At 45.2% G+C, this 14,015-nt stretch carries 8 protein-coding genes; 3 read left to right on the top strand and 5 right to left on the bottom strand.

What is annotated here, in order from left to right; all coding sequences use genetic code 11:
* Nucleotides 1-6: 6 nt before the first annotated feature.
* Entirely contained in the window at nt 7-531 is a 525-nt protein-coding gene (locus AB6805_RS29435; protein ID WP_370913015.1) for a hypothetical protein, read from the bottom strand.
* Nucleotides 532-873: 342 nt separating this feature from the next.
* On the opposite strand from AB6805_RS29435, the gene AB6805_RS29430 reads away from it, so the two are divergent.
* Together AB6805_RS29430 and AB6805_RS29425 are read left to right on the top strand one after the other, a co-directional pair.
* Nucleotides 874-3,915 (top strand): SusC/RagA family TonB-linked outer membrane protein, encoded by a 3,042-nt coding sequence (locus tag AB6805_RS29430; RefSeq protein ID WP_370913014.1) that lies wholly within the window; start codon nt 874-876, stop codon nt 3,913-3,915.
* 28 nt (nt 3,916-3,943) lie between these two features.
* A complete protein-coding gene (locus AB6805_RS29425) occupies nt 3,944-5,326 on the top strand; it encodes a SusD/RagB family nutrient-binding outer membrane lipoprotein (RefSeq protein ID WP_370913013.1) in 1,383 nt (460 codons plus the stop codon).
* Nucleotides 5,327-5,409: 83 nt separating this feature from the next.
* Here the strand turns inward: AB6805_RS29425 and AB6805_RS29420 are convergent, their stop codons facing one another.
* The 4 genes from AB6805_RS29420 to AB6805_RS29405 all read right to left on the bottom strand — a co-directional run bounded on the left by AB6805_RS29420 (nt 5,410) and on the right by AB6805_RS29405 (nt 10,604).
* The gene (locus tag AB6805_RS29420) at nt 5,410-6,990 is read right to left on the bottom strand and encodes a hypothetical protein (RefSeq protein WP_370913012.1); all 1,581 of its coding nucleotides are present in this window, start codon (nt 6,988-6,990) and stop codon (nt 5,410-5,412) included.
* A gap of 439 nt (nt 6,991-7,429) precedes the next feature.
* Nucleotides 7,430-7,984, bottom strand: a complete 555-nt coding sequence (locus AB6805_RS29415) for an RNA polymerase sigma factor (RefSeq protein WP_370913011.1) — start codon at nt 7,982-7,984, stop codon at nt 7,430-7,432.
* A 64-nt stretch (nt 7,985-8,048) separates the two neighbouring features.
* The gene (locus AB6805_RS29410; RefSeq protein WP_370913010.1) at nt 8,049-10,145 is read right to left on the bottom strand and encodes a molybdopterin cofactor-binding domain-containing protein; all 2,097 of its coding nucleotides are present in this window, start codon (nt 10,143-10,145) and stop codon (nt 8,049-8,051) included.
* Nucleotides 10,146-10,163: 18 nt separating this feature from the next.
* Nucleotides 10,164-10,604, bottom strand: a complete 441-nt coding sequence (locus tag AB6805_RS29405) for a (2Fe-2S)-binding protein (RefSeq protein WP_370913009.1) — start codon at nt 10,602-10,604, stop codon at nt 10,164-10,166.
* Nucleotides 10,605-10,829: 225 nt separating this feature from the next.
* On the opposite strand from AB6805_RS29405, the gene AB6805_RS29400 reads away from it, so the two are divergent.
* Entirely contained in the window at nt 10,830-14,015 is a 3,186-nt protein-coding gene (locus AB6805_RS29400) for a two-component regulator propeller domain-containing protein (RefSeq protein ID WP_370913008.1), read from the top strand.

Raw genomic sequence — 14,015 nt, 5'->3', positions numbered from 1 at the left:
GGAAATCTATTGTTCAGTATCCTCTCCGGCCATTAGAAAGAATTTTCCGCACCGCGGTGAATTGCATTCAAAATAGCAGGTAGTGTCTCTATTTGAAATGGTGAAAAATGATCCGGCATTTACGCTGTATTTATACATACTACTATCAATTTGTACGATGCCCTTTACCTCGCACGGTAAGACATAGTATAAATAGTGAAAATCGTGCATGCTGATGGGTCGCCCATGTTTGAAAATAGTAGTAATGGCTGTTGAGGATAAACTCCATTCCTTACATCGGGTAATTATCGCATCATCTGATGTTGAATCATTCAATTCCCGGTCGGCAGATATTATTCTAATGATAGCGTTGGGCTTAATTTCAATTTTCACAGGACTCAATTGGGTGGTTAAAGTATTAGTATATCTATTAATTGGAGAATCATTGGCCGTGGGCTGCTGCAGTTCTTCATTCGCAAATCCCGGTTTAACTTTGCAGGCAATACATAGACTGATCAGACAGATAAACAAGATGAAAATAGCAAGCTTCATAATTACAATTTAATATATTTCTCTTAATAGCTGGCATTCCGAGGCATTCTCGCCTCAAGACAACCAGCGGCAAACTAACCATGTATTTAAATACCAGGGCTGGCATATCTCCCCCAATTAGTGTCCAAACAACGCTTATAAAAACCCACACACCCTCTCTTATTCATATTATTGTCGATATGACATTTAACATAGACGCATATTAATACTCTACCGGCTTTTGGGATAAAATACGTTTACAATCGGTTAATTATTCTGAATCCATGTTTACGGCTTACACCTACTTTTATTCCGCTAACTATTCTATGCAGCCCTCAACTTGTCAACCAAACGTTTATTCAAATGGCACTATCAGCAAAATCAGCAGTATCAGGATGCTTCATACCGTTATATGTGGTATGTTTTCTCGCTTTCTTCTCCTTGTCTGCATCTGCGCAGAAGAAAGCGATTACGGGCACTGTCGCCGATTCGTCCGGCATGCCTGTTATAGGCGCCACCGTCAGGGAGAAAGGCGGGAAGGCCGTCACCACCTGCAGCGCCGACGGTACGTTTAAATTAACCGTGGATGAAAAAAATTCGCTGGTCATTTCCAGTGTTGGATTTCTTACAGCAGAAGTACCGGTGGGTAGCAAAACAACGTTTGCCATTACTTTAGCCAGCAACACCTCAGCGCTGAATGCCGTGGTAGTAACGGCATTGGGAGTAAAACGGGAAAAACGCAACCTTACCTTTAGTTCCCAGCAGCTGAACGGAGAAGAATTGTTAAAAACCAAGGAACCTAACCTGGTCAATACTTTGGCCGGCAAGGTGCCGGGCATACAGATCACCAGTTCTTCGGGAAATGCAGGCGCCTCCTCCCGCATTGTGATCAGGGGAAACTCTTCTCCCACCGGGGAAAACCAGGCGCTGTTTGTAATCGACGGCGTGCCCGTAGATAACACGGAAACCGGCAATATCAGCGGCGGGGCCGCGGGCTCCGGCGTAAACCGTATCGCAGATATTGATCCTGCTATCATTGAAAATGTGAACATCCTGAAAGGCGCCGCCGCTACCGCGTTGTATGGATCTTCCGGCGCCCGGGGAGTGGTACTCATTACCACCAAAAACGGCGGTGTGGATAAAAAACCGGTATTCAACTTTTCGTCAGATGCTTCTTTTGAGCATCCGCTCCTGCCGGAACGGCAAAATATATATGGACAAGGTACCACCGGTATCTTTTATAACGGTGAGGATGCGGACAAGAAAACAAGCCTTTCCTGGGGACCTCTCATGGATACCCTTAAAGTAAACGGCCAGCCCGCACCTACCTACGATCCGTACGACTTTTTCCGCACGGGTATTACTACCAACAATACTATTTCTGCCTCCGGCAGTACCAATAATTCCAACTACTTTCTCAGTTATTCCTATTTCAACCAGAAAGGTGTAATGCCGGGAAATGATTTTAAGCGGCACTCCTTCTTTGCAAAGTACAATTCCAAAATAGGCAAATATGTGAGCACTACTTTCCAGATGGGATACAACAACTCCGACCAGGAAAGGCTGCCGGAAGGCGCCAGCAACGGGCCTTTATTTGTGCTGCTGCTGCAACCGGTATCCTGGAATCCTTACCCTGTGCTCCTGCCGGACGGTAGCCAGCGCGGCTACCGCTATTCCAGGAATATGCCGCTGTGGACGCTCGACAACATCAGCAATGATTCTAAAGTCAACAGGTTTCTCCCGGTGTTTACCGCCAACATCACTCCTACCAGCTGGCTTACTATTACAGAAAGACTTGGCGCGGATATCTACACGGAGTCTGATAAGTATATAGAACATCCAAGTCCGCAGATTGGCCTCACAGGACAAATCAGGAACCAGAACATCAACTTCCGGCAATTCAATAATGACCTGATCATCAGCGCCACGAAAACATTTGGCAAATTCAATGTAAACCTGTTAGTCGGTAATAATATCTATACTACTTACAGCCAGTATATGAATATTAACGGCACCGGGCTCAATATTAACGACTTTAATAACTTATCGTCCGGCTCCACTATCACAGGTACTGAAAGTTACACCCAGCTCAGAAAAGTGGGCTTCTACTCCCAGGCTAATATTGAGTACAACCGCTTCCTGAACCTGTCTTTAACCGGCAGGTACGACGGCAGCTCCGTGCTCAATCCCGATAAAAACTTCTACCCTTACGGATCTGCCGCTGCCAGCTTTATCTTTTCCGAATTCCTCGGACCTAAAGCCTCCAATGTCATTAACTTCGGAAAGGTACGCCTGAGCTATGCTACGGTGGGCAACGACGGCGTAGGGCCATATGCGTTATCTACCCCTTATGTGCAGGCAGGCAGGAATACAAACGCCGGTTTTTTCCAGTTCCCATTCCAGGGGCAGCAAGGGTTTTTACTGACAACGGCGCTGGGTAACCCAACGCTCATCAATGAACGGCTCAATGAATATGAAGCAGGGCTTGAAATGCGTTTTCTGAAAGACAGAATCAGCTTTGAAGGATCTTATTTTAGCCGTCGTTCCAAAAGCGGGCTCATTCCGGGGTCACAAATCCCCCCTTCAACCGGTTTCAACAGCACTACTATTAACTCCGCAGAAATATCCAACAAAGGAATAGAGCTGTTGTTGAGCGCCACTCCTGTAAAGACAAAAGATTTCAGCTGGAATGTTACCCTGAACTTTTCGAAGATCAAAAACGAAGTGCTTTCCCTCGCGCCGGGCGTTGACCAGTTGGGACGTTTGATCAAAGGAGAACCCTATAACATCTTCTTTGGCAACCGTTATAAACGGGCCGACAACGGGGAGCTGCTCATCGACGCCGGTGGACTACCGGTAGTAGATCCGCAACAAGGCATTGTGGGTGATATTAACCCGGATTGGCTGGCCGGCATGGATAATACCTTCCGTTATAAACAGCTCAGCCTCTCCTTTTTCTTCGATATGAAAAAAGGCGGCGATGTGCAAAATGATGTTGAGTCGGCCGGTTTCTACTACGGCACTGCAAAGGTAACTGCCACCCGCGGCCAAATGGTGGTGAAAGGAATCAGTGAAGTAGACGGGAAGCCCAACACCGTAGCAGTAGATGCGCAAACCTACTACCAGACCAGGCAATACGAATCTACCATCCAGGATGGTACTTATATCAAGTTGCGGAATGTAAGTATTTCATACCTCCTGCCTGCTTCCTTCGTGGCTAAAACACCTTTCAAAACTGCTTCCCTGGCAGTAGCCGGCAGGAACCTCTGGATTTACAGTCCGCATTTTACCGGTGCTGATCCGGAAGTAAGTTCCTATGGCACAGGCAACAGCTCACAGGGTATTTATGCGTTTTCCACGCCTACATCGCGCTCTATCAACTTCTCACTGAAATTTAGTTTTTAGTATGCCGGCACCACTAAAATTTATCAACATGAAAAAGTCTTTTTATATACTGCTGCTTACAGGTCTTTGTTTACAGGGATGTAAAAAATTCCTGGATATAAACACCGATCCCAATAATCCGATAGACGTACAGGAATCACTGATCCTGGCGCCGGCGGAACTGAACATTTCCGACAATATCCATGGCGGCAATGCGGGAATCATTATACAGAACTATGTGCAAAACATAGCCGCCAACCAGCTGAATCCTTATGTGGGCAGTTACCAGCTGTTTAATATTGATATGGATGGCGACTGGTCCAACTTCTACGTCACCTCGCTCAACAACCTGATCACGCTGAATAAAAAGGCGGAAGCAAATAACAACTGGAACTATGCGGCCATTGCCAAAATACTTACGGCTTACACCCTTGGTACCGCCACCGATTTCTGGGGAGATATTCCTTATTCTAAAGCATTTGTCAGCGGCGTTTTCACAGTACCTTACGATAAACAGGAAGATATTTACAAAAGTATCCAGTCGCTGCTCACCGATGCCATAGCCAATATCGATAAAAACAGCAGTCCAAAGAGCCCAACAGGCGACGATTACTTCTACAACGGCAATATGAACGCCTGGCGCAAGCTCGCATGGTCGCTGAAAGCGAGGTACTATATACACCTCACTAAAGCACCCGGGTATACCGCCAAAGTACAGGCCGAAAGCGCGATAGCTGCTTTAAAACAAGGCATGACATCCAACAACGATGATCTTAAGTTCACCTACTCCGGTGCGGCAGGATCGGAAAACATCTGGTACCTTACTTTTACACCAGTAACTACCTACGTGATGAATGCCACTCTGATTGATACCTTACGCAACCGGAATGATCCGCGGCTGCCAAAGATGATTGCTCCCGCCACGGCAACGGGACTGTTTACCGGCAGAAAGATCGGTACGCCCACAGGAGACCTGGCTAAGTACTCTTACCCTGCTGCCTTTTATGGCGCCAAAGCATCGTCCAATTACATCTTCAATTATTCTGAAGCACTGTTCATACAGGCAGAGGCCCTGCTGATCACCAGCGGTTATGCCGCCGCACAGCCGGTGTATGTAAATGCGATCAATTCCCATCTGTCCAAACTCGGGATTGATACAGCCAGCGCCGCGGCCACTGCTTATGTAAACCGCCGCAAACTAACCGCCGGCAACGCGCTACAGCTGATCATGGAGGAAAAAGCAGTAGCTAATATCTTCAACTTTGAAACGTATAACGACTGGAGAAGAACAGGTTTTCCAAAATTGCAGAAAGTAGATGGGGCATTGATAGATATCCCCCGCCGGTTGTTATATCCGCAAAACGAGATATTAACGAATGCACAACCGCAACAGACAGCCATCCAGAGTACAAAGGTTTGGTGGGATAACTAAGCAGGTATAACAGTAATACGGGGCGTCTCAAGAGTATTTGAGATGCCCCGTATTCTTAAAACAATCGCCAATGTGGCTACCTGTTATTTTTTTCCACCCTTCTTTTTCGTGGTTGCGCCACCTTTTCCGGATGATACCGCTGCCGGCTTTTCTTGCGTTGCCCAATATTGATTGATACCGTCCACCATGGTAGCAATAACGCGTTGTCCTTCTTTCAGCCGTTCCAGGGTATCCAATACAGCTGCCCTGCTATCACCCAGTGGGATCTTTGCAAAAGCCCGCAGGTCAAAACGTAACTCTTCTAATCTGTCGGTGCTGCTTCTCAGGAAACTGAGTTCGTCTTTCAAAATGGAATCGTCCCCTTTTATAATGGTATTTAATAAATTCTCTAAGGCGAGGTTTAATGCCTGTACTTCACCTGAGTTTCCAGTCAGGGTTTGGCTTTCATATTCCCTGTCCAGCGCCTGCTTTTGTTCTTTTGCCACTCTTTTCTTTTCTATATTTTCTGCAGAATTTTCCTTTTCCCAGAGTGATTTCATTTCTTTGCTGTCGCCCAGCCGCCGTAGCAGACGATCTTCCAGTCCATGCATTAAATGCTGGCAAGCCTTACAGGAAGGTACAATATCACCACTGCCATATTTTATAATCTTGCCATGTGCATCAATTATAGGAACTGTACTGTCGGCATTGAGTGGAGACACCCATCTTTCCGTCATGGATGCATGCTGCATAGTGGTAGGATGCAATTTCACATGGCCTCCGTCAATGATAGACCAGATCAGCTTCGGGGCTGCACAGGTACCGGCAAGCCCGGTTTTCACTTCTTCGCTCCCCGTATGTTCTTTTACAATGTTCTTCTCCTCCCCGGTTCCAAAACTATGCTGCCCTATTTGTTTGACGATAATTCCCCTTGCTTCCTCCACATCCATTACGGAGCTTACGTACTGCATCCCCAGTGACTTGGCGATGAGCTCAAAACCGGCCGACTGACCACCGGAGCAGGTAGCAAACACTTGCCCATCCATAATAAGCACACCAAGCATATATCCTTTATAGGTGTCGTGCTCTTTATCATAACGCAGCAAATTTCCCAATTTCGTTTTTGCCCCATTATCATTCTGTTTCACCAGTTCAAACAAGCGTTTCGCTTCCTTATCAATCTCTTTATACAGTGCCTCCGAGCGCGCCTGGCTTTTCTCGCTTTGCGGAATGGTAAAAGGCTTGTCCGGCCTGAGGTCATGCGATCTCAGGTTGGGATAGGGCGTATGTTCCATAAAGATCGTATTCACGTCTTTAGACAACCGGATAATGCAATCTGTTATGACATCAATTTTTTCCCCAGGCAATGACTCCTTTAATAAAAGCCAGGTTTGGGAGATTGCCAACTTCTCACTCAACGCCGGGAACAATACCATCACTTCTTCCACCGCCTGTTCAAAAGTCTGGCCCCGTGAATTCACGGCGCCTTTCATATAACGTTCAATCGCCTGCTTATCACTTCCGTTGTCCAATAGCTTGTCAATTTTGAGCTGCATGATCCCCTGTTGTTGTAATACAGGTGGCGCTATAACGGCCGGATAGGCAATTCCACTACGGGGAACCGTTTGGTTTGCAGCTGCACGGGAAGCGGCAGGGACAGGTATTTTGAGGAAGCCTGATGACATATGGGATGCATCTATTTATACAAAAAATAATCAATTGCACCTTCATAAACAAAAATTGTTTGCAGATGGGCCACCCGGCAACATTTCACTTTTTCATTCCCCTGAAAAACCTGCCGATACTATACGATACACTCATAGTAATACAAAGGGGACATACCCCGAAGCGGAAAAATGTTAAGGCCACTTTCTTATACCAGGGCAGATGAGCGGGAACAACAGGGCAGCTCTTACCATCTCCTTTATATTCCCTTATTCCCCAAATATTAACAGCTGTTTTCATTCTAACTGTTCTTTAATCAACCAAAGAAATGATAAAGGCAAATACCTGTTAATACTAAAGAGACAATACAAAGAGTGATTTTTGTTCTTACAGACATAATTAAACTGTTTAAAGGTGATTTCTTATTAATACCCGTTCATAAGATTTATCACCCAAAAACTATATGCTTTCTTCTTTTGCTTTCATTTTCCTAACCTGTTGAATGCATTTATATTGCTGATTGGCTGCAGTATGCCTGTTTTTCCAGCCCATTCTTTTCATTAATACCTCCATGGGCTCCCGGTAAAAAAAGATGGCTTTTAAAAGCCGTTGGCAATGCCCTGTAATCCTGGATATCCAGGATTGTACTTTTTCATCGACGGTTTTCTCCTGGTGTAATTCCATTGGAAAGTCCGCTGTTACGCACGGATACAGGGATACATCCTCTACGGGTAATAACCTATTATCCCGGAGACGTTTCAGCCAGAGGTTCCTGGAAATAGCAAAAAGATAAGTTTTCAGGGAGGCCGTAAGTAAGAAATCAGGTTGCCGCACTTTTTGAAGCAATACAATCATTGCTTCCTGGAAAATATCTTCCGCATCCTCATTTTGTCCATAGTTATTAATAATATATGCGGCAATAGTTGGAAAATAGTATTGATACAATACCTCAAAAGAAGCACTATCCTCACTTCTGAGCATATTGAGCAATGTGTGGTCTGATATTGTTTGCATACGATGGTGAACTTGGTCCATACTATATACCGGAAGACGGATTTTATCACCCGCAAACTTAAAATTATTTATTGGATGATAAACTGGGGGTTTTTAATGTCATTCCATGCGGCAGCAATGGCAGCGTATTCAGCTTTACGCCGGTAACATCCGCAATCGCGTTACGGATGGCAGGCGCAACACCAACAATCGGTGCTTCACCTGCTCCTGCAGACGGCATGTCCTTTCTGTCAACAAGCACAATGTCCAGTTCCGGAATATCTCCAAACCTGGGCACGCGATAGCTGGAAAGCGATGGGTTTAAAATGCGGCCATCCTTAAAGTCCACGGCTTCAAATAAAGCGCCACCAAGTCCCTGCAACACACAACCCATCACCTGATTTTCCAGGTGCATGGGATTCACAATGGCGCCGCACTCAAAAGCCACTACGAGCCGGAGCAATTGCAACTGCCCGTTGGATTTATTATAGGCTACTTCCGCGCAGGTTCCTACATAGGCATTTTTTACAAATCCACACGCCATACCATAACCACGACCAGCTTCCTTTTGCCGTGTCCAGTCAAATTTAGATGCAGCTGCCTGTAACACTTGTTTTAATCGTTCCTCTTTTAAATTATTAAGCCGGAACCGGAATGGATCCTGTTTTAATTGCCGGGCCAGGTCGTCCATCACGCTTTCTATGGAAAAGACGTTGGCCGTAGCGGCAAGGCCCCTGTAAGAGCCTTGTTTCAACGGTGTATCAGATGGATGGTATTGGATGTGCTTGTGTGGCACTTCATAAGGGATTTCAATACCCGCACCGCCGGAGTTGTAATTATGAAACTCCCAGGACGCCAAAAGTCCTTCGTTGCTGGCTGCGGCGGCTACTTCTATAAGTCCGGCCGGTCTGAAATAAGCCCATTTGAATTCTTCTTCACGGGTCCACACTACTTTTACCGGTTTACCTACGGCCCTGGAAAGGCGCGCCGCTTCCACCGCAGCTTCCCCGCTGTGTTTTCCGCCATAGGCGGAGCCGGTATCCGGCATCATTACACGGATATGATCTTTCGGAATGGAAAATACTTCCGCCAGTTCTTCCTGCACACCAAAAGGCCGTTGCGTGCCGGTCCATACGGTCAGCTTCCCATTTTCCCACACCGCCAGCGCCGCCCTCGGCTCCAATGGCACATGGGCAATATATTGCACCTCAAAATGTTGTTGTACCTGCACCGGGGCTGCTCCAAAGGCTTTATCAACGGCCTCCCCGGCTTTTCTTTCCTTGTCTTGTGCGTGCGTTTTAAGATAAGTGAAAATTTCCGCCCTGGAAGGCTGCGGTGTAGTTTTCCAGCGGGCCTCTATTCGGGCCAAAGCATTAGTGGCTGTTTGAGGATCAGGGGCAGTTACGCCAATGAAGTTATCTTCTTTAACAACATTTACACCTGGGGAGATCTTCGCCTTTTCTACATCAGCAGCAACCAGGGATGCGCCATAAGACGGCGCACGGAGCATTTTCCCATACACCATACCTGGCATTACCATATCTGATACATACTGATGCTTTCCTGAAACGAAGCTTTTCGCATTAACCTTTGCCACGGGTGTACCGGCTACGCTCCATTTTTCAGCAGGAGTAAGCTGCACCTGGTCGTTTACAGCTAAGAGCATCTTCTTTCCCCTGGTGAGAACGCCGAAGCTCACCGTTTTACCGGATACGGCATGGATAACCTGGCCATTTTTAACGGCCACCGTTTGTTGGGCTACATTCCACTGTTTCGCAGCCATATCCGTGAGCACCTCTCTTAACGAGGCGGCCGCTTTGCGTAGCTTTGGTCCCATAGTAGGCGTAGTGAGACTACCATAGGTGCCCCGGTCGTAGGGCGTAAGAAGGGTATCGCCCATGATCATTTCAATGCTGCTCACGGGAACAGACAGCTCCTCCGCCACCACCTGCGATAAGGAAGTACGGATGTTTTGTCCTACTTCCACTTTGCCGGTGTAAACGGTTACTGTTCCGTTTTCCAGGATGTGTACCCAGGCGGCGATAGCGTCATCGCCGGGAGGAACGAAAGCAGTGTGTTTCGACAATGCGTTCAGATCAGAATAGGTAAGGGCAACCGCAATACCGCCGCCCAGCAGTTTCAGAAAATTCCGTCTGTTGATTCCTTCCACTGAATTTTTCATAACCTTGGGTTTTGAACGTTAAGCCTTGCTGATGGCATTTATAATACGTGGATAAACACAGCAGCGACAAATATTTCCCTGCATTGCTTCTATAATTTCCTGCCTGGTGGGTGTTGGATTTTTTGTTTTTAAAGCAACCGCTGAAATGATCATACCGGAGCTGCAATAGGCGCATTGGAAGGCGTCTTCATCAAGAAACGCCTGTTGTAAAGGATGCAGCTGACCGTCCTTTTCCAATCCTTCTATGGTGATAACAATTTTGTTCTCCACGCTTGCTACCGGGGTAATACACGAAGGTGTAGCATGACCGTCTATCAGCACTTTGCATGCACCGCATGCGCCTTCTCCGCAGCCGTATTTACTACCGGTGAGATTTAAATTTACTCTTAAGGCATCAAGAAGGCTGGTGTTAGCCGGCACGTTCAGGGTATAATCGGTGCCATTTACATTGATTTTCATAAGAGATGATTTAGAATGACGGGAAAACCATTTTATTCTGTGACTAAACTTACTCAAAATTAGGTATTAAACCTATTTCCTAACTACCATTCCATACTCCTCCCCGGATTGTTCAATATTTTGACGAATCGTACCAAATATAGCATGCACCGCCATCAAGTGATACAATTTTATTTTAAAACCCATAGTATTTTGATATCATTATTTATATTTGAATTCAGTATTATGAAATTCCTCGGTTATATTGTTTTGCTGAATTTATTCTTACCGGTCACCATTTCTCCATGTTATGGGCAATATTATTTCAAGCACTACCAGGTGGATGACGGGCTGGTGCACAATGCGGTGACCGCTGTAATACAGGATAGTAAAGGGTTGATATGGGTAGGAACCCGTGGTGGTTTGAACCGTTTTGACGGGTATTCTTTTAAAGCCTACAAAAACAATAACGATAAATTCGGCAGCCTGGGAAATGATGTTATCAATTCTATCGCTGAGGATAAAAACAGGATAATCTGGATAGCCACCGGCAAAGGCATCTTTAAATATAACCCGTACAAAGAAGTACTCACCGAGCTGGAAACCGTCCCGAAAGAATATACCAATAATCTTGTAATAGACAAGGATAACAATCTTTGGTTTCTCATCCAGTTTTCTCTATACAAATACATACAGGCAGAGAACCGGGTGGAGGATTTAAAAACAAGGGCATCCTGTATTGCGCTGGATTCAAATATGAATCTATGGATGGGAGATAATGATGGTAATATTCATATTTACAACCCAAAAACAAAGCCTGGTACAAAGATTAGGATCGTTGATAAAAGTGCCCCGGCAAATGCCCGGTCTATCAGCAAAATATACCCTGTAAGTAATAACGAGTTATTGATAGGTTGCTTTAAACAGGGATTAAAAAGCTACCATACCCAAACAGGCATCGTCAAATCTTTATCACTGGATGCCGATAAAAATAAAGACATATTTGTCCGCGATATAGCAACGGGTAATGACGGGCAATACTGGATAGCCACTGAATCGGGAATTTACATTTACGACTTAGCCACCAACAAGAGCATAAGCCTGAGAAAACGGCCAGGCGACCCCTATGCCCTGGCAGACAATGCTGTTTATGCAGTATGCAGGGACAACCAGGGTGGTATGTGGGCCGGTACTTTTTTTGGCGGGTTAAATTACTATTCAAAAGTCAATGCACGATTTGAAAAATATTATCCGCTACCGGGTGCCAATGCTATTTCAGGAAATGCGGTAAGAGAGATATGTGCTGATAGCAGCGGCCACTTGTGGGTGGGCACCGAAGATGCAGGTATTAACAAATTGAATTTAAAAACAGGCATATTTACAAACTATACAGCCACAGGCAAAAAAGGAAGCATCTCTTACTCCAATATACATGGCTTGCTATCCTGGGGGAACGAGTTACTTATCGGGCCATTTTTACAGGGCATGGAAATAATGGATACGCGTAGAGGTTTGGTGACAGACCGGTTTAAACTTATTGGTGACAGGAACGGCCCGGTAAGTGATTTTGTCATTTCAATCTACCGGACAAAAAACAATAAACTACTGGTAGGCACTGCATACCGTAATGCCGGACTATTTGAGTATGACCCACAACACAAAACATTTAAGCGCATTAGCCAGATACCATACAACACGTATGTTTATGATATATTTGAAGACTCAGAAGGAAATATCTGGACAGGCAGTGTAAAGGAAGGCGCATTTTATTATAATCCCAAAACCGGTCGCCGCGGGAATTTACATTTTGGAGATACTACTAAGGGAAAGACCATTAACGAATTCCCCGTGTACAATATTTTTGAAGACAGCAACCATGCTTTATGGTTTGCCACAACCGGCGGTGGGCTTATAAAACTAAGCCTTGACCGGAAAACCATCAAAAGGTATACAACCGCAAACGGGCTGCCAGGCAATGTATTATACAGCATCCTGGAAGACAATTCAAAACATTTGTGGATCAGCTCATCCAAAGGTCTTATTTGTTTTGATCTGCCCACAGAACAGGTAAAAGTGTACACGCAAGCCAACGGGCTGATAACGGACCAATTCAACTACAACTCGGCGTATAAACATACCGATGGTAAAATGTACTTTGGCTCTGTTAAAGGAATGATTGGTTTTGACCCGGTTTTATTTAACCAAAGAGAACCAAGCCCGCCTACCTATATTATAGGTTTCCAAATCAATAACATAGAAGCAGTGCCTGGTGGGCATAACAGCCCCCTCTCCCAGTCTGTTTTATACACAGACACCGTTATATTGAAATATGATCAGAACAATTTTAGTATTGAATTTGCGGCGTTGAACTTTTCGTCGCCTGAAGCAACCCGGTATAAATATCTTATGAAAGGTATTGATCAGCCCTGGACCTATCTCAATACTAACCGCAAAGCATATTTTACGGATCTTACCCACGGCACTTATGAATTTATTGTTCAGGCTGAAAGCAACACCGGAAGCTGGACCGGCAAGGAACGACGGCTGTTCATCAAAATTCTACCCCCTTTCTGGAAAAGCAACTTCGCTTATATTTTATACCTGCTGCTTTTGTGCGCTATAATATTCATCACGGACCGTTTGTATCGTCAATACCTGGAGCGTAAAAATTTGCGAAAGCTACAGTTGTTTGAACATGAAAAGGAAAAAGAAATCTACCAGGCCAAAATAGAATTTTTTACCAATATTACCCATGAAATACAAACGCCGCTTACACTTATAGCGGGGCCTATAGAATGGTTGAGCAAAAAATTTGATCAAGACCCCGATGTTAAGAAAACGCTCGCCATAGCTGAAAAAAATACCCGTCGCCTGATAGAGCTGGCCAGTCAACTACTCGACTTTAGAAAAACGGAAGCGGACCAGTTCAGCCTGAATTTTGTAAAAACAGATATTGTTGGACTGATAACCGACCTGGTAGCGGGTTTTAAAGCACAGGCTGCCGCCAACAATATTGAACTGGATATAGCATTACCGGAAAAACCCTTCACGGCTTTTGTAGACAGGGAGGCGCTCATTAAAATAGGTACCAACATACTGTCAAATGCTATCAAGTATGCAGCTACCAGGGCCACGATTAACATAAACACGGTAAGCGATTCCGATGAATATTTTAAGATCAGCTTTCACAACGATGGCAAAGGCATACCAGAAGAATTTAAAGACCAGATATTTGAACCCTTTGTAAGGGTACGTGGAAATAATAAGCCGGGAACCGGTATCGGGCTATCGCTTGCCAAATCGCTCACAGAGCTGCACAACGGCTCGTTGCGATTGATTTCCGGCGAAACTGATTTAGTTATATTTGAACTGCAACTGCCCATACATCAAAAAATTGAATTTCAGTTAAGCAGTTGGAAAAAGATAAAATAG

It is taken from the genome of Chitinophaga sp. RCC_12 (assembly GCF_041360695.1).
Taxonomy (GTDB): Bacteria; Bacteroidota; Bacteroidia; order Chitinophagales; family Chitinophagaceae; genus Chitinophaga.
Note: the sequence above shows the minus strand (reverse complement) of the source record. Positions and strands in the feature narration are given on the sequence as shown.

Coding starts and splice junctions, on each gene's coding strand:
- AB6805_RS29435 (WP_370913015.1), bottom strand. CDS start 531: ATGAAGCTTGCTATTTTCATCTTGTTTATCTGTCTGATCAGTCTATGT.
- AB6805_RS29430 (WP_370913014.1), top strand. CDS start 874: ATGGCACTATCAGCAAAATCAGCAGTATCAGGATGCTTCATACCGTTA.
- AB6805_RS29425 (WP_370913013.1), top strand. CDS start 3,944: ATGAAAAAGTCTTTTTATATACTGCTGCTTACAGGTCTTTGTTTACAG.
- AB6805_RS29420 (WP_370913012.1), bottom strand. CDS start 6,990: ATGTCATCAGGCTTCCTCAAAATACCTGTCCCTGCCGCTTCCCGTGCA.
- AB6805_RS29415 (WP_370913011.1), bottom strand. CDS start 7,984: ATGCAAACAATATCAGACCACACATTGCTCAATATGCTCAGAAGTGAG.
- AB6805_RS29410 (WP_370913010.1), bottom strand. CDS start 10,145: ATGAAAAATTCAGTGGAAGGAATCAACAGACGGAATTTTCTGAAACTG.
- AB6805_RS29405 (WP_370913009.1), bottom strand. CDS start 10,604: ATGAAAATCAATGTAAATGGCACCGATTATACCCTGAACGTGCCGGCT.
- AB6805_RS29400 (WP_370913008.1), top strand. CDS start 10,830: ATGAAATTCCTCGGTTATATTGTTTTGCTGAATTTATTCTTACCGGTC.